Below are 22,369 nucleotides of genomic sequence, written 5' to 3'. Positions count from 1 at the left end.
CGCCCGATGTCGTTGACACTGGCGCCATGGCCTTCCGATTCATTCACACCGCTGATTTGCATCTCGATTCTCCGCTGCGCTCGCTGGCGATGCGCAATGGGGAATTGGCCGAGCTGATCGGGGACGCAACGCGCCAGGCGCTGGCGGGGATCGTGGCGCTGTGCATCGACGAAGACGTGGATGCGCTGATCATTGCCGGCGATCTCTATGACGGCGAGCAGACGTCGATGAAGACCGCGCGGTTCCTCGCCAGCCAGATGCAGCGTCTGCACGAGGCGGGGATCGCCACCTTCATCGTGCGGGGGAACCACGATGCGATGTCGCGGATCACCCAGGAGCTGATCCTGCCCCCGAGCGTTTCGGTGTTCGGCGGGCGCGCCGAGGCAATAGAGCGCGATGCGGGCGCATTTCCCGTGGCGATTCACGGGCTGAGCTTTGCCAAGCCTCATGCGCCTGAGAGCCTGCTCGCGAAATATCGGCGCCCTGCCCCCGATGCGGTCAACATCGGGATCATGCACACGAGCCTTGCGGGCGCTTCAGGGCACGACCTGTATGCCCCGTGCCGGCCCTCCGACCTCCATGACTGGGGGTTCGACTATTGGGCCCTTGGCCATATCCACGCCCGGGCCGAGCACGCCGGCCAGCACGCGGTGGTGATGGCCGGTATGCCGCAGGGCCGGGATATCGGGGAAGCGGGGGAGAAATCGGTTTCGCTGGTCACCGTCCATGACGACCGCACAATCACCATCGAACCGCGCGCGACGAGCGTTGCCCAGTTCGCGCGGCTTTCGGTGGACCTCTCTCCCGCTGCCACCTGGCGCGAGGCGGTGGACCTGATCGAGCGGGCGCTTGCCGAGGAAAGGGACCGGACCGGAGCAGAGCATCTGGTGGGGCGTATCGGGCTGACCGGTGCCACGCCGCTTTCCTGGCAATTGCGCCGCGACCGGGATCTGCTCGAAGCCGAGATCGCACAGCGCGCGGAAGGGCTGGGGCGGACCTGGATCGAAAAGCTCGAGGTCTCGACGGCGGCGCCGGGTGCGCAAGCCGAAGCGGGTTCGGCCGATCCGGTGCTGGAACTGGGGGCGCTTGTGCGCGAGGACATCGTCCACCGCCACGGGGTGATCGAGGCGGTGCGCGAGCTGGTGCGGGAGGTGCGCGACGACCTGCCCGCCGAGGCGCGCGGGTTTGCAGGAGACGACGAGGCCGGGTTCGACGCAATGGTCGACGTGCTGCTGGCAGAGGGCAGTGAGGACATGCTGGCCCGGCTGAAGTCCGACATGGCGGAGCGCAGTTGATGCGGCTGCGCCGGCTCGACCTCACCCGGTATGGCAAGTTCACCGACTTTTCGCTCGACTTCGGGGTCGCGCCGGCGGGCGGGGCAGACCTGCACATCGTTTACGGGCTCAACGAAGCGGGCAAATCCACATCGCTTTCGGCCTATCTCGACCTTCTGTTCGGGATCGAGGAGCGCACCCGCTACGGATTCCTCCATCAGGGCAAGGCGATGGAGATCGGGGGGTGCCTCGAGTTCGAGGGGCAGGCCCATGAGCTCAGGCGCGTCAAGCAGCGGGCCAATTCGCTGCTAGACGCCGGAGGTCAGCCCGCGAACGAGGCGATGCTGGGGGGACCGCTGGCGGGGCTTTCGCGCGAGGCCTATCGCATGATGTTCTCGCTGGACGACCAGACGCTCGAGGATGGGGGCGACGCCATTCTCGAGAGCAAGGGCGATCTCGGCGAGCTTTTGTTCTCGGCCAGCGCCGGGCTGGCGGGGATCAGCGCCATCCTCGAAACGGCGACGGCGGAGGCGGACGCGATCTTTCGCAAGCGGGCCAGCACCACGCGGATCGCGGTGCTCAAACGCGAGATCGCGGAGCTCAAATCACGGCGCGAGGAGATCGACGTTCAGGCTTCGGCCTATAAGGCAATCACCACCGCGCTCGAACAGGCCAGTTCGGCCTATGACGCGGTGATGGGCGAGATTGGGGCCACGCGGGCGCGGATCGAGACGATCGCGCGGATCCGGCGCGCCATTCCGCTTGTCGGCGAATATCATGGGATCGCGGCCGAGCTGGAGCCCTTCGAGGGCCTGCCCCACCCGCCCGCGGACTGGGACAGGACCGTGCTGGCGCTGATCGAGGATCAGACGCGGCTCGAGACGAGACTGGCGGGGCTGGGGGAGCGTGACGCCGGGATAACGGCCGATCTCGAGACCATCGAGATCGACCACGGGGTGTTGGCGATGTCCGATCGGCTCGACCGGCTCACGGAACTGGGCGCGCGCCACACCGCTGCAGAAGGCGACCTGCCCCGGCGCCGGGCGGCGCTCGAGGACTGGACGCGCAAGCTGGACCTGATCGTGGCCACGCTGGGCCAGACCGGGGCCGATCCGCGGTCCCTGCTCGTGCCGGCGGCGACCATCGGGGTGCTGCGCGAACTGATCGCGTGCAAGTCCGGTGTGGATGTGGCGCACCAGGCGGCGGTGCGCGAGCATGAAGCAGCCTCCCGCGCGCTGGACAAGGCCAGGAGCGCCCAGGCGGCGATCGCTGCGAAGGGCCAGGGCATCGACGCGGGGGGAATCGCGCATCTGCAGTCGATCCTCGCACGCCTGCGCCAGAGCGAGCTTTCCAGCCAGCACCGGCTGGCGGTGCGCAGCCTGCCCGAGAAGGAGGAAGCCTACGCGACCCAGCTCGACGGGCTCGACCCCTGGGCCGGCACAGGCGACGCCTTGCGCAAGATAGCGCCGCCGCCCGCAAGCCGCATCGCGCACTGGACCCATCAGCTTGCGGCGATCGAGGCGCGGCATTCGCGGTGTGTGGACAGAATCGCAGAGCTCGTGGCGCAGCGGGACGCGGACGAGGCGCGGCAGGCCGGGCTTGGCGAGGAGGTGGGCAGGCTCGACGACGCGCAGGCGGCTGCGGCGCTGGCCGAACGCGATGCGGCATGGGCGCGGCACCGGGCGAGCCTTGAAACAGAGACGGCGGAGGTTTTCGAAGCGGCGCTGCAGCGGACCGATGCGCTCGCTGCGGCTCGGCTCGAGCGCGTGAAAGAGATCGAAGAGACGCGCGCGATCGCCGGCGCGCTGGCAACGGTCCGAACCGCGCTGGAACGCCAGAATGCGGCGCGGCTTGCGGCGGAGGCCGAATTCGACGCGCTGCGCGCGGAGATCAGGGCGGAAACGCCCGAAGAGATTGCGCTGCCGGAGGGCGCATCGCTGGCGAGCTGGCTGTCCCGGATCGAGCGCTGGGCGGAGAACCGCATGTCGGCGCTGATGGCGTGGGAGGATTTGCGCCAGACCCGGCGCGAGGCCGATGGCGCGCGCGTCGCGCTGGAGGCCGAAGAGGCCGCGCTGGGCGAGGCGCTGGCGGCCGCCGGCGTCGAGATCGCGGGACTGCCGCTGGCCGCGCTCGTCCAGGCGGGAGAAACCTTGCTTGCCGAGCATGCAGCGCTCGCCGCCAAACGCGCCGACGCCGAGGACCGGCTGGCCGAGTTCGCCGAGGCGCTGGCCGAGCGCGGAAAGGCGCTCGCGGCCAGCGCCGGGGCAGCCGAGGCATGGGAGCGGGACTGGACCGATGCCCTTGCCGGGACATGGTTTGCCGACCGGAAATCGAGCGTCGGGGCCGTGCGCGCGCTGCTCGACGCTGCGGCGGACCTGCCCGAAGCGCTGCGCGAGATCGAGGATCTGCGCCACCGGATCGCGGCCATGGAGGCAGACCGGACGGCCTTTTCCGATGCTGTCGGGGACCTAGAAGACGCGCTGGGCGCAACCGCCCGTAGTGCCGACCCGCGCGAGGCGGCCCGGGCGCTCATGATCCGGCACGCGGAAGCGAAAAAGCGCGCGGACCGGAAGCGGGAGCGCGAGGCGGCACGCGCCCAACTGGCCGCCGAAAAGGACAGGCTTGCGGCCGAGATCGCAGAGCACAAAGCCAGCATGCGCGAAATGCTGGAAACGTTGGGCGTGGAAACGCCGGCCGAGGCGCGCGAAGCCCTTGCCCGTTGCGCTGCGCGCGACCAGCTTGCCGAGCGGCAGGCGCGGATCGGCCAGGAGATCGTAGCGGCTATGGAGGGCGCGCTGGAAACGGCAATGGAGACGCTCTCTCACTGCGACACCAGCGCGCTGGCCGAGGAACAGGCCGAGCTGGCCACGCGGCTCGAGGATCTCGATGCCCGATCCAAGGACCTCTTTGCCGACAAGGCGCGGGCCCAGGACAGACTCAACGCCATCGGGGGTGACGATGCGGTGGCGCGGCTAGAGGCGGGCCGGCGCACGACGCTGCTCGAAATCGAAGACATGGCCATCCGCTATCTCAAGCTCCGGACCGGCAGTCTGGTAGCCGAGCACGGGCTCCGCGCCTATCGCGACAAGCATCGCAGCGCGATGATGGAGCGGGCGTCCCAGGCGTTCAGCCTGATGACGCGGGGCGAATACACCGGCCTCACCACCCAGCCGGACAAGGACCGAGAGGCGCTGATCGGGCTGGCGCGGGAGGGCGGGTCGAAACTCGCCGCCGACATGTCCAAGGGCACACGCTTCCAGCTCTATCTGGCGCTGCGGCTGGCGGGCTACGAAGAATTCGCGGCGGCGCGGCCCTCGGTGCCCTTCATCGCCGATGACATCATGGAGACCTTCGACGAGCCGCGCTCGGAAGAGGTGTTCAGGCTGTTCGGCCAGATGGCGCGGACCGGACAGGTGATCTACCTCACCCACCACCGGCATTTGTGCGATATGGCCGCCCAGATCGTGCCCGAAGCGCGCATCCACGAATTGCCGTAAGGCGACCGGTGCGGTTCCGGCTCGATCAGGGGGTGGTCGATGGCTCCAATTGTGTGGCGGCGGGCGCCTTGCGTCGCCGCACCATCGTTCCCCCGGCGGCCATCGCCAGAACGAGGATGACGACCGCGCCCTGCACCATGTCTTGGGCGCCGCGCGGCAGGCCCATGATCTGCATCAGCGTCACCACGAGCACCAGCAGCACGCTGGCGAACAGAGTACCGAGCGCCGTTGCCGAACCCCCGAAGATCAGTGTTCCCCCCACGACCACGGCGGCGACCGACTGGAGCAGATAGGGCTGGCCCATCTCGAGGAAGGCGCCCCCGGTATAGGCGCCCAGCAGCATGCCATTGAAGGCGGCGAGCGTCGAGCACAGGACGAAGGCCGCCGCGATGACGCGGTTGACGCGCACGCCCGCGAGCCTTGCCGCTGCCCGGTTCTGCCCGACGGCCGACAATTGCTGGCCGAACGCGGTCTTGCGCAAGACGAGCGCCAGACAGACGGCAAGGACGATGGCGAGGATCACCATGATGGGCACGCCCAGCACGCGGCCGCTGGCGACGGACCGGACGAGCGGGCTGACGCTTGCGCCCTGGAGCGAGCGATTGGCAAGCAGGGTCGCGGTGGCGAGAATGTAGCCGGTGGCCAGCGTCGCGATGATTGCCGGGATGCGGATGGCGACGACGAGGAAGGCGTTGACCAGCCCGACCCCGAGACCAAGCCCCAGGGTGACCAGAAGCGAGAGCCAGACCATCTGGTCGCTGCCGCGCACGACGAGCATGGCCAGATAGGCGCTGAGCGTCATGACCGTGGCCACGGACAGGTCGATGTTTCCGCGGCCGGTGGTCACCACCATCATCTGGCCCAGACCGACGATGGCGAGGAACGAGGCGGAGAGCGCGATCCCGCTCAGGCTGGCCATGCTCCAGCGCCCGGTCACCACGGCGAGTGCGAGCCAGAGCAGCACAACGGCGATGGCCGACCACACCCAGCGATTGGCGGCAACGAAATGCCTGATGGTCCCGATCATCTAGGTGTCCTCCCTCCCGCGGCTGGCAAGACTGCGCACCGCCAGGATTGCGAGCAGGACAGCGCCCTGGGTCGCGGCGTTGAAATCGCTGGAAACATTGAGAATGCCGAGCAGCGCTCCGATCAGCGAGAGCGTGACGGCGCCCACGACGACGCCGATGGGCGAAATGATGCCGCCGAACAGGGCGCACCCGCCCATCACCACCGCAGCGACGCTGAGAAGCGTGTAGGAATTGCCCGAATTGATATCGCTTGCGGTGTTGAGCGCGGTGAGCAACATGCCGGCGGTCGAGGCGAAGAGCCCGGCGAGAAGATAGCGCACGACCCCATAGCGTACGGTATGCCAGCCGCTCATGACCATGGCGCCCGGATTGTTTCCAAAGCCGCGCAGCACGACGCCGAGCGGGGTCCTGTCGATGGCCCAGGCGATAATGGCAATGACGACCAGCATCACGATGGCGGTCGGGATGCCGCCAACCGACCAGTTCACCATCGCCGAGAGCCAGGCGGGGCTGCTGCCGCCCGGCGTGGGCTGGATGGAGAGCCCTATGCCCAGCCAGATGAACGATGCGCCCAGGGTGACGACGATGGCCGGGATCTTGCGCGCCTGAATGAGCCCACCAAGCGCCGAATAGGCAAGAATGGCGAGGATGATGGCGCCTGCGCCGACCAGAGGATGGTCGAAAAGCAGGGTCGCGCTGAGCACGCTGACCAGCCCGGCAAAGGCCCCCACGCCCAGGTCGATCTCGCTGCCTCCGACAACGAACATCTGCGCGATCGCGACAAGCACGAGTGCGACGGCAGGCATGAGCAGCAGGTCGAGCCCGAAGGATGAGGCGACCAGCGGATTGGCCTCGATCATGAGCGCAAGGACCACTGCCAGGCTGAAATAGGGCATGGCAGTGACGAGATGGCGCTTCCAGTCCACCCGGCGCGGGCGATCCGCGCCGGCGGTGCCATGGCCACCGGTGCCCGAGAACGAGGCATCGATGATCGACGCTTCGCTGATCTCGGCGCCCGAGAGTTCGCGCACGATCCTGTTGTCTGAAAAGACGAGGACCCGGTCTGCTGCTAGCAATTCCCTGTCCTCGGTGGTGTGCCAGACGACCGTGCGGCCCGAGGCGGCGATCTCGTCGACCAGAGCGTAAAAGTCCTGCTTGGTCGCGATGTCGACGCCGCGCGTGGGGTCGTCGAGGAGGATGATCGGCGCATCGGCGACCAGGGCGCGCGCGACGAGCGCCTTTTGCTGGTTGCCGCCGCTCAGCTCGGTGATCCCCGAACCCAGTCGCCCCGCGTCGAGCCGCAGGCTCGATGCCGCATCGCCCGCGACGGCCTTCTCGGTCGCCGTTGAAATCCAGGCGCCCCCTGCCCGCTTGGCGATCCGCCCGATCGTTATGTTGGACAGGACGTCCCAGAGCGGGAAGATGCCCTCCTTGGCCCGGTCGCCCGCAACGAAGCTGGCCTCTGCCTCGCGCCGGACGCCGGCGGCGCCGGAAAAGATCGCATGAAGCAACCGGGCCTGGCCGCTGCCCTCGAGCCCTGCAAGACCGATGATCTCGCCCTTGCCGAGCGTTATGGCGCTCCCGCGCCCTGCGAGCCATGGCCCTTCGATACGCACCATGGTGTCGCGGGCCCCCGGCTGGAGCGCCTCACGCCCGGTTTCGGTTGCGTTCTGTCTGCCCCCCATGAGTTCGACCAGCAGGTCGACCGAGGTTTCCGCAGCCCTGCTGCGTGCGACCAGCTGGCCGTTGCGCAGCACCGCGACGCTGCTGGCGATCTCGACGATCTCCCTGAGCTTGTGGCTGATGAAGATGAAGGCCACGCCCTGGGCCGCGCGCTTGTGCACGTACTCGCGCAGCTGGCGTGAGCGTTCCGGGCCCAGCGATGAGGTCGGCTCATCGAGGATGATGAGCCGGACCCCGGGGGTCGCGGCGGCACGGGCGATCTCGGCCATCTGCCGTTCGCTGATCTCGAGCTGGCCGACCGGGGCGTTGATGTCGATGGAATTTTCGGGAAAGACCTCGTCGAGCGCGGCCCGGGCCCGCGCGGCGTATCGGGCCCGCCAGCCCGGCATGGCCGTCGCACCTTCGGGCGCCTCGAGAAAGAAGTTCTCGGCCACCGAGAGATTGGTGCACAGCGAGAGCTCCTGGTGGACCATACGGATGCCGCGCGCCTGGGCCGCGCCTGCATCGTATGAGGCCAAGGCGATCTCCTCGCCAGCGATGGCGATGGCGCCGAGGGTCGGCGGCGTGGCGCCACACACGATGCGCATGAGCGTGGACTTGCCCGCGCCATTGCCCCCCACAAGCCCGAGCACCTCCCCGCGCCGGACGGCAAGGTCGATCTGCGCGTTCGCAAGGGTCGGCCCGTAGCTTTTGGTTATGCCCGTAAGAACCAGCAAGTTCTCGCTGCCGGGATTGCCAGCGCGCGCGGGGGTCTGCAAAGAGGTATCTGTGGCGGTCATGCATGGCCCTTGATGTCACTGAAAGGGCCACCGTTCGTCGATCCGACTTGCGATGGCCCCGGCAGTTTCGTCTGACGGAAGGTCAGTTGAGCAGGTTTTCCTGCACCCATTCCAGCGAATAGGACGGGCTGATGATCCGACCCGGCTCGACATCGGCATATTCGTCGAGATTGTCCGAGTTGACCGTCGCCACCGGCATGAGCATCTGCTGGGGCGCCTCGGCACCCTGGAGAAGCGAGAGACCGAGCCAGAACGCCGCGCCGCCGATGCCGGGGGTCGTGTTCATGGAAATGGTCTCATACCCGTTTTCAGCGTTGGCCTCGGCCCACCAGCGGATGAAATCGGTGCCGCCGCCGCCTTCGATGATCGGCATGTCGCCTTCGTACTCGCCGCCGTACTGGATGAACGCCTGCGCGATGCCGACATCGTCGCTGCCACCCTGGGCCAGAACCGCGTCGACCTTGGGCAGGCTGGGCAGAACGTTGGTGATGGCGGACTGGGCTACCGAGGCGGTTGCCTGTCCGTAGACCGTGGCGACCACGTTGACGTCCGGGTAGTTCTCGAGCACCGATTGCTGCGCGCTGTACATGGCTTCATCGGGCGCCGAGCCTGCAACGCCGCGGACCACGATGACGTTCCCCTCGCCACCGATCATGTCCATGACCGCTTCAGCCTGCTCGGCCTTGTAGCCGAGGAAGTCGAAATTGAGCTGGTAGTTGCACGGTGCCGACGCCACGGAATCGAAGCTGATCACGATGATCCCGGCTTCGCAGGCCCGCTCGATCATGCCGTTCACGGCCGTCTCGGACGCCGCGTTGATGGCAATGACGTCGACGCCCTTAAGGATCAGCTCGGCCATCTGGCTGTTCTGCTGCACGACACTGCCGTCGCCATTGAGCACGATGTATTCGGCGATCTGCCCGTCTTCCATGGCCTGCTCAGCCGCCTCCTCGAAGGCTTCGACCATCTGGTGGCGCCAGGTGTTGCCATAGAACGAATTGGCCAGTGCGATGACCGGCGCCTCAGGCGAGGCGAATGCCGGTGAAACGCCCATGGTCAGCGCCGTGGCGGCGGTGGCCAGCAGGGCGCTGGTTATGTGTTTCCTCATAGTCTGCTCCTCCTTGTCCTTGTGTCCCCGGTCGCCTTGCGGCGGCTCCGTGAGATGTTTATGTCATTATACCAGTTTTGAACGATTGGCCAGCGGCACTCTTTCGGTTACCGTGTCCTCCGCCGGCCCTTATCCACCCGAAATAATCGGGCGTTCCCATCTGCCCGCCCTTGAGAGCGAGCTGGAAGGTGGATCCGTTCTTTCCATGCGCCGTGCACAGCGCCGCGCCCGGAATCGTGGGGGCCAGGGCCGTCAAGGCCTCGACCCCTAGCTGCAGGCAGGCGTGGCCCGAGGTGTCGCCACCCGAGACCACAACGCGCTCCAGACCGGCGCGCTCCAGAAGCTGGGCGAGGATCTGTCCCAGTGCGGCACCCACACGGGCATTGGCCTCGGAGGCATCGAGCCCGCTGTCCGCGACCGCCGAGCGGAACGCTGCCACCGACGGATCGTCCGGCCCGCGCGCGCTGTGGATCAGCACACTGAGGCCAGCCGACAGCACCGCCATGCCCGCTTCGACGGCGTCCTCGACCGCGCGGGCCATCGCCTGGGGATCGCGGACCGAGGTCGCATCGAACCCGACGAGCCCGAACCCGTTTTCCGCTGCCCACGCGATCTGGGCGGCGGTCGTCGCCGACACCGAACCCGAGACGACCGCGATCTGGGCGACGGCCCCTGCCCCTTTCGGCTCGGATACGGTCGGGAGCGCGCCGATGGCCCGCCAATGGGCGAGCAGCGCGTATTGGACGCCTTGAGACCCGGCGATCAGAAGCCGGTCTCCCCGATGCTGCCAGATCAGGCGTCCGGCCGCCGCCAGATCAGCCTCGGAAATCGTGTCGATCGTGACCAGCCGGACGCCGGCAGCCATCATTTCGTCAAGCGCGCCCTCGCCCCCGTCGTCCTTGTGCAGGTCGATGAGATCGAGCGCTCGGGCGCGCAGGGCGGTCTGCCGGCCAAGGTGCAGCGCGACGTCGCTTTCGTGCATCGGGGTGACGGGGTGCCGGCTCATGACCGGATGGCGGTCGAGGCGATGGACCCCATGGCCCGCGGCGGCAAAGAGGTGGCCGAACGCCTGGTAGCGCCCGATGGGCGGCGCCGCGACGAGCACGGGGACCCAATCGCCCCCAACGACCGGCAGCGCGATATCGATGGCGTGCCCGATCGAGCCCATCTGCGGTGCGGAATCGAGGGTCGAGCAGATCTTGTAGTGCACGAGCGGCGCCCCGAGCGCTGCAAGGGCCTGGAACACCCGTGAGAGATGGGCGTCCATCCACTCGGGCGTGCGTGAGCGGGCGACCCCTGCGATCCCGATGGCGCGCGCGTCGGGGAAACGGGCAAGCTGAGCCGGCGTGGGCACGTCGAGAAACAGCACCGAGTCGAGCCCGCCGAAGGCGAGCACTTCGAGCACGGCCGCCGAGCCGGTGAAATCATCCCCGTACCAGGACAGCAAAGGGCCGTCGGGGAGCCCGGTCATCTGCCCAGAGCCTCAAGCGCCCGCCCCAATGCCGGATGGCTCTCGCCATAGGTCGCGAGCGGGGTTCCGGTGGTCGTTGCTTCCCAACTCTGGCGCAGGCTCTCCACGCCGGCGGCCGGCCCGTCGGGATGGGCCATGATGCCGCCGCCCGCGGCATAGATCAGGTCGAGACTTCCAAGCGCCGCGAAGGTATCGGGGGGCTGGGACACGGTCTGGCCCGATGAGAAGACCGGCATGGCAATGCAGGGCTTTTGCTCGGACATGGGCGTAAGGCAGGCCTTGGCCGAGGCGATGACGCTGTCGTCGGGTTCGGAGAACTTGTTGCGCAGCCCGTTCACATGCATGTGGTCGGCACCCGCGAGGCGCCAGATCTTCTGCCAGGCCACGTACGACCAGCCCAGCAGCGGATGGCGCGAAAGATAGCCCCAGCCATTGCGGTGCGCATGGATGGGAAGCTGGGCATGGCGGCCGAGCTCGATCATGCCGACCAGCCCGACCGAATTCAGGCTCGCCATAACGCAGGTGCCACCAGCCTCGAGAACGAGATCATGGTGACGCCGCATATCGTCGAGATCACCGGTGATGTTGAAGGCGAACATGACCTTCTTTCCGGTGCGGTCCGCGTGGTCGTTGATGACCCTCATCACGGCGTCGACGCGCTCGGGCAACGGGCAATGGGGACCGTTGGCCTGCAGTTCGTCGTCCTTGATGAAATCGATCCCCGCGTCGCAGAGCAGCCGGACCATGTCGGCGGTTTCTTCTGGCCCGAAGCCCACGCTGGGCTTGACGATGGTGCCGATCAGCGGCCCCTGGTCGACCCCGGTCAGTCGGCGCGTGCCCTCGATCCCGAACCGGGGGCCGGGATAGGCCGAGAAGAACGCCTCGGGCATCTCGATATCGAGAATGCGAAGCCCGGAGAACTGCTGGAGCTCGAACAAATTGCCAGCGACGGTGGACACCAGGTTGGGAAGCGATGGCCCCATGTTTCCAAGGGGCCAGGACAGAGTGACCAGTGCGCGCTGATAGGGCTGGCCGGCAACCGCACGGGCGCCGGGAAGCGCGGGCTCAACTGCTGCGTCCAGCAGCTCGATCGCCTCGACGCGCGCACCCGCGCGCTCTGTGAGTTCGGGGGTTTCTCCCGGCACCGAGACGAACGTGCCCGAGGATTGTTCGCCGGCCATGACTTCGGCGGCCTTGCGCATATCGGTCGCGGTCTCGACAAGGTAGTGGGCAAGGATGCGGTCGGTCACAGGCATTGAACAGAATTCCTTGTATGCTTGATGCAGCCGGGGCCTGAGGTCGGAACGGTCATTGCCAGTCCTCACGGCCCGTCTGAAAAGATGTCGAATTCGCCCAGCGCGATGAACGCGAGAGCGTAGGGCTCAAGCACCAGATGCGGGCCGCGGCGCCTTTCGGCCGTGGCCAGCCAGTCCCGGTCGCCTTGAGGCGTATCGAGCACGACGAACCGTGCCCCCTCGGGCAAAGCCAGCGTGTGGGTATCGGCTGAGAGGTTGGCGAGAACGACCCCGGTGGCCGACCCGGAGGCTGCGGCCACGGCTGCGCCCCAGGAGGGGGCCTTCATCGCGATGCGCTCATGGCCCTGGAGCCGCTGGAGGCCGGCAAAGGCGTGGTAGACCGGCAAGGGTTTGCCCTTCGCCACGAGAGCGAACGGTCCCCCGGGCGATCCGAGCGCCATGCGCTCGACCGTACTGGCCTCGGTTGCAGCCAGCGCGCCGACCATCCAGGCAGCGGCGAAGAGGCCGTGCTGGCGAGGGTCGTCCATGGCCATGGCGCAGCGAACGCGCTCGGGATTGTCGGCAATCGCTGCGCCATAAGGGTTCGATCGCATGCCGATCGAGACCAGCCCGAGCCTATAGGGGCGATCGGGCGCGAGCGCCTGTGCGCTGGCAAAAATCTGGGGCAAGGCCTCCAGCGTCTGGACGACGGATAGATCGTCTGCCGCGTGCACGATGGCGGTCGTGCCATGGCTCAGGAAATCCCCCGCCCTGGCGGCGCCGGGACAGCGGTTGAGCTCGGTGAAATTGGTGAGCATGCCCCCGCCGATCGCGGCGCGGGGGAAATGACGCCTTGCGCTGGCCGCAGCCTCGCCCGGGGTTGCGCCGGCCGGCCAGGCATCGGTGGGCTGGAAGCTCTTGAGGTAGGCGCCGGGCAAAGCGATGACGCTGCGCGGCGCGACCGACGCGCGCGCCAAAGTCCCGGCAAGGTGCGAGAGACCCCGGTCGATTGCGGCGAGATCGTCGGGCACGACCAGTTCGAGATCGATCGCAGCCCCGCTTGCCTCGCGCAAGAGGACCGGCACCTGATCGGGCCAATCGGCGCCTCGCAGATCCATCCGGATCAGAAGCGATGCAGGCTCCAGTGCGGCAACGAGGCCCGACCCGTCCTCCCAGCCCGGCTCGAGCGCAAGCGCGAGTTCGGGCACTTTGCTCCCTGTTACCTCGCCCGGAGCGATGCCATGGCCATCGCCGGCCTGCGCGCCGCTGCCCGGGCCCGAAACCCTGATCGATATGGACTGGCGGATCGATGCACCCGCAGCGACATGGTAGGGGCGCGGCAGCGAGAGGGGTCTGCAATAGGTCTTGAATGAGGCGTCCGACCAGTTGCGCTGGTCCTCCATCTCGAAGACCTCGCCCTCCAGATCGATCGCAATGCGGGCGCCGGCAACAGTGTGCGTCATCGCGACGATATCGAACACGGGCTGGCTCGGAGAGAGGGCTTGGGGAAAGCGGGTGTGCTCGCGCCGGCCATCGGAGTGCACGACCTCGAGCGCGCTCCCGGCAACACCGGCCACGGGGTGGAGGAGGACGAACCCGGCGCGGTTGACCTCGAGCCCGGCCTGAGCAGAAAGGCTCACATCGACGTCGAGTTCGCCCCGGGCGTTCCCCCGGCAGGAGAACACCCCATCGAGCGCGCCCTCCCCGGTGCGGAACGTCCGGCGGTAGGAGAAGCGATCCGGCGCCTCTTCGAACGCTTCGTCGGTCGAAGCGGCGCCGAACCTGCCCCAATTTACATCGCGCACGGGATAGTCGATGCCGCGCAGCACCTCGACGCCCGCCCATCTGACCGACCGGACCACACCCTGTCCGATCTCGATCTCAAGCGGCCCCGCTGTGAGACGGCGCAAGGGCGCAGGCGCCTGCGCGGTGCCATAGATATCGAGGGTGCGGTTGTTCTCCACGCGCGGCGAGCCCCTGCAGTATGACGTTGTGTTGGGAGATGCTCCAGGTCTTTGATGTGTCGCGTTTCCGAACCGGAAAAGTGTTTCCAATTTTCCTGGAAACGCTCCAGGCGCCCGGAACGCTGACTGTGCGAGCGATCAGGCCGCCTCGGATGGCGCGTTGCAGATATCCTTGACCGAGGCCAGAACGGCATCGGGGGCGAAGATGGCGTCGAGCCAGCCTTCCTTGAATATCTGCGGCCTTGCCGCCGCGATGGCGTGCAGCGCCCCGTCGGAGAACTTGCCCTCGGGGAACTCGCCGAACGCGATGCTCAGCTCGATGTTGAGATGCCCCAGCATGAAATCGCGTGCCGCCTCCTCGGGCACGCCGCGCCGCACCGCCTCGTCGGTGGCCTCACGCAGGGCCAGCGCGAGCGTGGCGCCGACGGTTTCAGACAGCGCCGGCTCGAGAATGGCAATCGCTTCCACCGAGCAGCGATGGGCCCGCATGACGGGTTTGTATATGGTACGGGCGACTTCCTCGCCGAGCGCGTAGTGCTCCTCTGGGCCCTGCATGAGCGCGCACACGATATGCTGCTTGGCCGCCACGCCGCCGAAGAAATCCGATTTCGCCGCCGGATCGATCTCGTCGTTGAAGATCGGGGGATGACAGGGATGGGTGACGAAATAGCTCACGTCCGACCGCTCGGGCAACTCGCCTGCGTGGGGCGCAGCCGCATCGAGCACAACCACAAGCGCCCCGGAATCGATATCGGAGATGATGGCATGCAGGATCTTGCCGATCAGCCGATCGGGCACGGCGAGCACCACGACCTCGGCGCCCGCCAGCGCCGCAGCCTGATCGACGCAGTCAAGGCCTGTCTGCTCCCTGAGACGTGCCTGCCCCTCGGCGGACACCTCCACATGGGCCACCTCGAAACGGGACCCCTGAAGGTTTTTCGACAGGCGCACGCCCATCTTTCCGCCGGCTCCCAGAAGGGAAATTTTCGTCATGGTGTCTCTCTCCGCTTGTGCCTGCGCCTTGCGCGGCCCCACGCCATATCCGATCGGCATGATGACATGGGCCGCCACCGCATGTTGGCATGTCATTATACCAGTATTCCCAATCACGCAATATGGCAGTTGGCGTTGCGAGCGCCCCGGGCCTGGTATAATGGCGTTAACAGCGGCCCGTTCAGTGTGCATGATGGGCCGGGAACGGCGTTGGCCCCGGTGGTGCCAGGCCCCCTCGTGACCCGATCAGGATTGACCATGACGGAAAAGCAGGCCGAACCGATCGCCCGCCGCAAGCTCTCCCACCAAGTGGAAGAGCGGCTGCTGGCCCAGATTCAGGACGGGCACATGGCACCGGGCGATCTGTTGCCCTCCGAGCGCGAGCTGATGGCCCTTTTTCAGGTGGGCCGTCCCGCCATTCGTGAGGCAATGCAAAATCTTCAGAGGATGGGCCTGATCGAAATCCGGCATGGAGAACGGCCCCGGGTGGCGGAACCCTCGCTCGAGCAGGCCATCTCGCAGATGGGCGAAACCATGCACCATGTGCTGGCGCATTCGGAAAGCAGCCTCGGCCACCTGAAAGAGGCGCGCCTGACCTTCGAGATGGAAATGGCCCGCATCGCGGCGCGGAACCGGACACAAGAACAGGTCGGTCAAATCCGGTCCGTGATCGAGGCGCAGCGGCAAACGCAGTACTCGGCGCCCGAGTTTCTCGCGCTCGACGGGCAGTTCCATCTCGAGATCGCGCGCATCAGCGGCAACCCGATCTTTGCCGCACTGAGCGAAGCGCTGTTTTCCTGGCTGGCCAAGTTCCACGCCCATCTGGTGCGCAGCCCCGGGCACGAGGACCTGACCCTCGCCGAGCACACCGCGATCCTCGACGCAATCGAGGCTGGAGACAGCGAGCGCGCCGCACGCGAAATGAGCGACCATCTTAACCGGGCCAACGCACTCTACAGCGGTCGACACAACCAACGAGCCGTGACACAGGCATAGAGGTGAGCATGGCAAAAGCGAGACTGCTTCTCCCCCTCACAGCAGGTCAGGAGCAAGTACACTCAATTGGTCTGCACGCTTTTTCAAGCAACCAGCCACCGACGCAGCCCCTTCAGCCCCTGTTGGAGGCCGATTATTGTCGATAAGCAATTTGTTAACCATTGAAGAGATGACAGAAGAATAAGTTTACCGGGCGCCTTGACGGCTACACTGCCCGCGCCCATCTGTCCAACACCGGCGCCAATGAAGGCGCCTCACCTGCAGCCCGGCACACCGGGTTCAGGCGGCCCCCGAAGGTGGTTGCACACACTTCGAGGGCCTGACCGAAAATCCTGGATGAGAGGATCACGGCTATGGATAGCCATACCAATTGCTGCGCCCCGCGCAAATCCCCCTTGGGTCCCACTGGAATTGATGATCGCGTTGCCAACGCGATGAGCGATCCTGTTTGCGACGCGTTCTCAACCGCCGTCGCTCTCTGATCGGACCTGCGCCAGTCGGCAAACCCACATGAGATTGCCGGCCGAGGCGAGCCCCCCGCACTTTGGCCACCATCTTCCGTGCGCCCGCGTCATCTTGATGGACGCCGGGGTCCCCCGAAGCTGCGCGATTGCGGCACCGCTTTCTCGCCCATCGCACTTCGGGAGGCGATGCATCCTGGCCCGGGCTCCCTTTGTCTTCGGGCCTGCAATTCCAGCAGCGGGCGTTTCGCCGACTCCTTGTTTCCTTCCCCCACGAAAGTGATTCTCAATGTTTTCCAACTCCCCAAAGCTCCCTCAGTTGCCGACCCGATTCGCCGAGATCTCCGGCAGCCTCGATAGTCTTGCACGCCAGGCTGTCGATGGTATCTCGTTCGCTCACGAGCGTAGCGACCCCATGTTCGGCGGCTTCGGCCAGGTGGCGGGCTTCGTGCGCTCAGCGGTGTGTGTTGAGGGCCATGTTCTGGAAACCGGCCTTCGCATCATTCTCGACCATTGCGGGGCGTTCTCCCTGTTGCCGCCTGAGTTCCGCTTGCCCGTTATTGCTGCGGCAAAGGCAGCGGTGCGCTCCAATGACAAGGAAGCGCTTGTTGCCTTGCGGCTGGATCCCAAGGTTTACACCAATGAGTACTATACGCCCGACATCGTGGCCGTACATCGCCAGACGGGAGCTGCCTTCCTTCTCGAACTGAAAAGGACCACCAGCAGCTATCCGCGCCCGATCCTTGAGCGGCTTGAGGAAAAGATGGTCGCCGCAGCGCTCGTAACGCGTGATGCTGCACTGGCTGCTCGCCGCCATCAGGTGGTGTCACGCGTGCAGGTTGCCATTGTCGACTGCTCCAACAACGACAAAAGGGATCATGTCATCGATCTCGATGGCCTTGACCTCCTCCTTGATCAGCCCGGTATCGGAGCGAGTCTGAAGCACTTGCGCCATCGCTTCGCGGTCCACGTTCAAAAAGCTCTTGGCGCTCTGATCCCCGCTGGAGAGAGCAGGGAAAACACTGCGCCAGTCTCGCCCAGCGATCGAGACGAGCACATGGCCGCCGATGAGGACGGACCGATGGCACCAGGGCTGGTGGCCGTCAACTTTGCACGCAGGCGCGATTTCACGAACGCACCCATATGAGTGCCTGCGCCAACAGGCGAGCTGCGAGCAGGCGGCATTGATCCCGGCCTCCTCGAGCATCCGAGAAGGTCAGCGATCAGACCATTAGCATGCACCAGCTCGCGTGCTGGCAGGACCTTGCCAGAACAATGAACGACGACGGCGCACTGTTGCCCTTGCGCCGCGTCCCACCTCGACTAACCGACGTTGTAACGGAGATACCATGCCCAGGAAACAATCATCATCGACACCCGAGCGCATCGATGCTGCAAGCGCATTGCCTTTGGCTATCATCGAGCATGCTTTCGGCAAGGTGCTCCTCGGAACTCTGGCCTTGGGCGCCTCTCCGGCTCTGGCACTTGTCGTCAAGGTGCCTTCTGAACCCTGGTGCGAACCGATCGGGCGCTGGCTCGAGCAGTTTCTTGACCGCGTCGAGGTTCAGACCTTCACGAGTGGCCGCCGCGCCGCAGCCCGGGCAGCATCTGACAGTCTTTTGTCCGCCCTTGGCAGGGGCTTGTCAGCGATTGCAGTGAGTGCGGCGCCAGAGAGCACAGTCTCCCAAGATTATCATGCTGCTGTGGATCGATACATTGAGATCGATGCCCTCCAAGCGTCGGTGGTGCGCAGCGTCATCGCCAAGGTAACCGGAGAGCGGGCGAAAGACCTCAAGCAGTCCGATCTGGTGGGCATCAACATTCGACAGGCACTTGCAGCAATCGGAGCCGGAGGCACTGCGACCAACTGTGTTTCCCGATTGCGTCGTATCAGACGGCGCAAGGCTGCTCCGGCCGATCTCGGAACCGTACCGACACTTTCCAAAATGCCACTTGTTCAGCCCGTGCGCGAGTGGGTCGACGCGCTCGTCGAGGATATTGCGCGCCTCGACGCAGGCAGGATCGGCTCTGGCTCGATCCGCTTCGCAGCACTTGAAGGCCCGCCGGGAACTGGAAAGACCATGCTCGCTGCTGCGCTGGGGAAATCGGTCGGCTGGAGGTTTGTGCAGACAAGTGTGCAGGACTGGTTCAATGCTGGCGATGGGCACCTGGGCGCTGTAACCAAGGCCTGCGCCAGCTTCATCGACACATTGCTCGAGGAAGACCGTGCAATCGGATTTATCGATGAATTGCAGTCAATTCCTGATCGTGGCCGCCTCGAGGCCCGGGGCAGAGATTGGTGGACCCCGGTTGTTGATGGCATCTTGATCCAGATCGACCGTGTCCGCCGGTCAGACAAGAAAGTGCTTCTTCTCGGCGCCTGCAATCACTACAACCTGCTGGATCCGGCGCTCGTCCGGGCCGGGCGTCTCGAGACCCGCATTTCTGTTCGGCCGCCCTCCAATGTGAAAGAAGCAACGCAGGTCGTCCGCTTCTACCTGGCTGACAAACTCAGTCCCAAGGATATCGACGCAGTCGCAAACCTCGCAGTGGGAAGCACACCCGCCGAGATCGAAGCGTTGAGCCACAAGGCAGAGGCCGCAGCTCGAAGGGACGCCCGCAACCTCGAGCTCAAGGACATCATTGACATCTTGGTGCCCGACGCGGCCGGAGATCCCCAACAGGTCCTCAATCTGGCGCTCCATGAAGCGGCACATGCGGTCATTGCCCATGTGCTGGGAACCCCGGTCCATTCCGTCACCATCATCCCAAAGGGTGCGGCGGCCGGAACCACACGTGTTGCCGTCAAGAGCCAGTCTCCGACTGCATCGGAAATCGAAGACGCTGTCGTCATTTTCCTCGCAGGTCGAGCGGCCGATGAAGTCCTGGGCAATGGTGCCGACGCCGGTGCTGCCAGCGACCTTGCCATTGCATCCGAGTTGCTGATCGACGCTCGCGAGAAATGGGGGCTTTATGGAAGGCTGACTGCGAGCAAGCTCATCTCTGGCGGACGGGCCGAACCTGATGGCCCTACCCTCGCGGTCTGGCTGGAGCAGCAACTTGCACGCCTGATGGCACGAGCGCGGCAGATGGTCGAGACCAACACGCCTGCCGTTCGCGCCCTTGCCCATGCGCTGGTCGACCGCAAGACGGTGCATTCCGAGGACGTCGAGGCCATCATCACAGCGGGATGGCACATTGATCGCGGCAACCCCTCTCCCAAACCGGACAGGTCTTTGGATCCAGATGCAACTCGATGACCGATGACTGGGAGCGCCACGCGAACGAACGCCCCAAGCGTCCTGGTCCCAGACTTCGCTCTGCCCCGATGATGAACTGAGCACCGCAGGGTACGCACTTTGATCCTGACAAACCACCATCTGCTGCTTTTAGCCATAGCTCGCAAGGGGACGAATCTGGAACACGCCGTCACCAAGGCCTGGTGGGCGCGCCGGGCCATTGGCGCCTACGTTGCACTTTCGGTCACGCCCGTTATCGAGAAGGAGGGAGTTCGCAAGAACCTCGCGATCGCCCACACATTGCAGCCTCGCGACGTCCCGGAGTGGGACGAGTTGTACAAAGCGAGGTTTGCCAAGAGCATCGGTGCTGTCGAGATGGCTCTCAACCAGGGCCTTCCGCTCTATAGCGCGGCATTCGATACCGATGCGTGGGCGTTCGAGGACGTGTGCCAATGGCTTGTGGTTCTTGAACTCGAGAACGCTGCGTCGCTAACGAAGCTGTCCCGGATCACCTGGCTTCAGGCCATAGCTCATGCGCGCAAATGGCAGTCCATTGTTCACAAGACAAGCCATGCAGTGCCTACCGCCGGTGCTCAAGGGACCACCGCGATCCTCGGAGTGGGCGCGCGGAGCTGGGTTCGGCTCGACACGGTTGACGCGGTCCGGCGCGAAGGTGCGGCGATGGAGAACTGCCTCATTGAGGGAAATCACGACGATGTCATTGCAACAACTACCCTCGCAGCATCAAGTGGGCTGTTCTCCCTCCGCAACCGGAGGGGGCGCTCGATTGCAACAGTTCTGCTCGATGCAGGGATGGTCCAGGCGGCCTATGGGCGCGCCAACCGCCCATTGGATGATGTCATGAAAGGTGAACTGGAGGCGCTGGTCTCCCATCTGCTTGGGGAGTGAGATGGTGAAAACGTCATCTGCGGTCAATGCGCACACTTGCTGATGTGCTTGAAGTCCTCCGGCGCACTGACGCACCCACTCGCAGTCTCAAGACAGCGCGCACTGATGTGCCTTGTCGCAGACAGGCCTGCCAGGAGAGCCGGCATTCAGCCTGTCAATCCTCGGGCTTGCGGCATCGAGCGCTCCGGCCGATCTGCGCGGCAAATTCCGATTACCCTGTCATCATCGTCGAGCTCAATATGTCGCTCGGCCGCCGGACAGATCGAAAACCGAAGCGATCGTGAAGCTGTTTTCGCTCGAGACCAGCCAGGCGATCATGTTTGCAGCCTCATCGACTTCAAAGAAGCGGCCGCGGGGGATGCGATGGTGTCCCTGGAGGTGGTGTAGGTTCTGAGGAGAGTGGTCACCGGCGGTTTTCCGGTAATGTCGGGTTGTTGAAGCCACAATCCGAAAGGACCACCGATGACCACCGATATGATGAACCTTCGCGCTCTGGTCGAACAGACCCCCGACGCCGATATTTTGCGTGAGATGATCGGCTTTGCCGCTGAACGCCTGATGGAGATGGAAGTGGGCGCTGCCACAGGCGCTGGTTATGGAGCGAAGAGCTCCGATCGCCTGGCCCAGCGCAATGGGTATCGCGACAGAGACTGGGAGACACGCGCCGGCACTGTCGAGCTGCGCATTCCCAAGCTGAGGACAGGGTCCTATTTCCCAACCTTCCTGGAGCCGCGCCGCATGGCCGAGAAGGCTCTAACCGCAGTTATCCAGGAAGCTTACATCCAGGGCATTTCCACCCGATCAGTCGATGATCTGGTCAAGGCCATGGGGATGGGCGGCATCTCCAAAAGTCAGGTGAGCCGGCTGTGCGAAGAGATCGACGATAAGGTCAAAGCCTTCCTCGATCGCCCCATCGAGGGTGACTGGCCCTATCTGTGGATTGATGCCACTTACCTCAAGGTGCGCCGCGGTGGGCGTATCGTCTCGGTCGCCGCCATTATCGCCATCGGCGTCAACAGTGATGGCAGGCGTGAGGTTCTGGGCATGGAGATCGGGACCTCGGAAGCCGAGCCGATCTGGACAGCGTTTCTGCGCAAGCTGACCCGGCGGGGGCTACGTGGGGTCAAGCTCGTGATCTCCGATGCGCACGAAGGGATCAAGGCGGCCGTCAGCAAGGTGTTGTGCGCCACTTGGCAACGATGCCGGGTTCACTTCATGCGCAACGTTCTTGCCCATGCCGGAAAGAGCGGGCGCCGTGTCGTCTCTGCCTTCATCGCCACGGCCTTTGCGCAGGAAACACCAAAGGCGGCCAGTGCGCAATGGCGCGCCGTCGCCGATCAGATCCGACCCAAGGTGCCCAAGCTGGCCACCCTGCTCGATGAGGCCGAGCCTGATGTTCTGGCCTACATGTCGTTCCCACGCGAACACCGGACCAAATTGCACAGCACGAACCCAATCGAGCGTCTCAACGGCGAAATCAAGCGGCGCACCGATGTCGTGGGCATCTTTCCCAATGATGACGCCATCGTGCGCCTCGTGGGCGCGTTACTGCTCGAACAGAACGATGAGTGGGCCGTCCAGCGCGCCCGCTACATGACACTGGAAACAATGAGCCAGATGAGCGATGATCCCCTCATCAGCCTGCCGCCCCTGGCCGGCTGATCCGACACCGGCAGTGCCGGGAAATGCGTGGCGGCCCAAACCAACCTACACCACGCCAGGGGACACCATC

Annotated in this window: 14 protein-coding genes and 1 pseudogene; 7 read left to right on the top strand and 8 right to left on the bottom strand. The window is 65.4% G+C overall.

Annotated features, from left to right (window positions below):
- Window positions 1-26: 26 nt before the first annotated feature.
- Both EO136_RS16195 and EO136_RS16190 read left to right on the top strand, forming a co-directional pair.
- On the top strand, window positions 27-1,295 hold the full coding sequence (locus tag EO136_RS16195) for a metallophosphoesterase family protein (RefSeq protein ID WP_127145430.1): 1,269 nt from the start codon (window positions 27-29) through the stop codon (window positions 1,293-1,295).
- The gene (locus EO136_RS16190; protein WP_246018446.1) at window positions 1,295-4,771 is read left to right on the top strand and encodes an ATP-binding protein; all 3,477 of its coding nucleotides are present in this window, start codon (window positions 1,295-1,297) and stop codon (window positions 4,769-4,771) included. Before EO136_RS16195 ends, EO136_RS16190 begins: the two co-directional genes overlap by 1 nt.
- A 25-nt stretch (window positions 4,772-4,796) precedes the next feature.
- On the opposite strand, the gene EO136_RS16185 is transcribed toward EO136_RS16190, so the two are convergent.
- The 7 genes from EO136_RS16185 to EO136_RS16155 form a co-directional block, all read right to left on the bottom strand.
- Window positions 4,797-5,798 carry an ABC transporter permease gene (locus tag EO136_RS16185; RefSeq protein ID WP_127145428.1) on the bottom strand — a complete coding sequence of 334 codons (1,002 nt, stop codon included), beginning with the start codon at window positions 5,796-5,798 and terminating at the stop codon, window positions 4,797-4,799.
- Window positions 5,799-8,261, bottom strand: coding sequence for an ATP-binding cassette domain-containing protein (locus EO136_RS16180; RefSeq protein ID WP_127145427.1), 2,463 nt, complete (start codon window positions 8,259-8,261; stop codon window positions 5,799-5,801).
- 82 nt (window positions 8,262-8,343) lie between these two features.
- A complete protein-coding gene (locus EO136_RS16175; RefSeq protein ID WP_127145426.1) occupies window positions 8,344-9,369 on the bottom strand; it encodes an ABC transporter substrate-binding protein in 1,026 nt (341 codons plus the stop codon).
- Between the two features lie 58 nt (window positions 9,370-9,427).
- Window positions 9,428-10,840 (bottom strand): four-carbon acid sugar kinase family protein, encoded by a 1,413-nt coding sequence (locus tag EO136_RS16170; protein WP_127145425.1) that lies wholly within the window; start codon window positions 10,838-10,840, stop codon window positions 9,428-9,430.
- On the bottom strand, window positions 10,837-12,096 hold the full coding sequence (locus EO136_RS16165) for a ribulose-bisphosphate carboxylase large subunit family protein (RefSeq protein ID WP_127145424.1): 1,260 nt from the start codon (window positions 12,094-12,096) through the stop codon (window positions 10,837-10,839). The genes EO136_RS16170 and EO136_RS16165 overlap by 4 nt, the downstream gene beginning before the upstream one ends.
- A 65-nt stretch (window positions 12,097-12,161) precedes the next feature.
- Entirely contained in the window at window positions 12,162-14,039 is a 1,878-nt protein-coding gene (locus EO136_RS16160; protein ID WP_127145423.1) for a D-apionate lactonase family protein, read from the bottom strand.
- 138 nt (window positions 14,040-14,177) lie between these two features.
- Window positions 14,178-15,032, bottom strand: a complete 855-nt coding sequence (locus EO136_RS16155; RefSeq protein ID WP_127145422.1) for a phosphogluconate dehydrogenase C-terminal domain-containing protein — start codon at window positions 15,030-15,032, stop codon at window positions 14,178-14,180.
- Between the two features lie 66 nt (window positions 15,033-15,098).
- On the opposite strand from EO136_RS16155, the gene nanR reads away from it, so the two are divergent.
- The 4 genes from nanR (at window position 15,099) to EO136_RS16135 (ending at window position 20,637) form a co-directional block, all read left to right on the top strand.
- Window positions 15,099-16,028, top strand: a complete 930-nt coding sequence (gene nanR / locus EO136_RS16150; RefSeq protein WP_206513356.1) for a transcriptional regulator NanR — start codon at window positions 15,099-15,101, stop codon at window positions 16,026-16,028.
- A 750-nt stretch (window positions 16,029-16,778) separates the two neighbouring features.
- The gene (locus tag EO136_RS16145) at window positions 16,779-17,636 is read left to right on the top strand and encodes a hypothetical protein (RefSeq protein ID WP_127145421.1); all 858 of its coding nucleotides are present in this window, start codon (window positions 16,779-16,781) and stop codon (window positions 17,634-17,636) included.
- Window positions 17,637-17,838: 202 nt separating this feature from the next.
- Window positions 17,839-19,749 carry an AAA family ATPase gene (locus tag EO136_RS16140; protein WP_127145420.1) on the top strand — a complete coding sequence of 637 codons (1,911 nt, stop codon included), beginning with the start codon at window positions 17,839-17,841 and terminating at the stop codon, window positions 19,747-19,749.
- A 99-nt stretch (window positions 19,750-19,848) separates the two neighbouring features.
- Window positions 19,849-20,637 (top strand): hypothetical protein, encoded by a 789-nt coding sequence (locus EO136_RS16135; protein WP_127145419.1) that lies wholly within the window; start codon window positions 19,849-19,851, stop codon window positions 20,635-20,637.
- 234 nt (window positions 20,638-20,871) lie between these two features.
- On the opposite strand, the pseudogene EO136_RS18920 reads toward EO136_RS16135, so the two are convergent.
- A pseudogene (locus EO136_RS18920) lies at window positions 20,872-21,000 on the bottom strand (3-oxoacyl-ACP reductase); the annotation flags it as partial.
- 99 nt (window positions 21,001-21,099) lie between these two features.
- Between EO136_RS18920 and EO136_RS16125 the strand changes: the two are divergent.
- Window positions 21,100-22,299, top strand: a complete 1,200-nt coding sequence (locus EO136_RS16125; protein ID WP_127143937.1) for an IS256 family transposase — start codon at window positions 21,100-21,102, stop codon at window positions 22,297-22,299.
- Window positions 22,300-22,369 lie beyond the last annotated feature (70 nt).

The organism is Pelagibacterium montanilacus (genome assembly GCF_003992665.1).
GTDB classification, from domain to species: Bacteria; Pseudomonadota; Alphaproteobacteria; order Rhizobiales; family Devosiaceae; genus Pelagibacterium; species Pelagibacterium montanilacus.
Note: the sequence above shows the minus strand (reverse complement) of the source record. Positions and strands in the feature narration are given on the sequence as shown.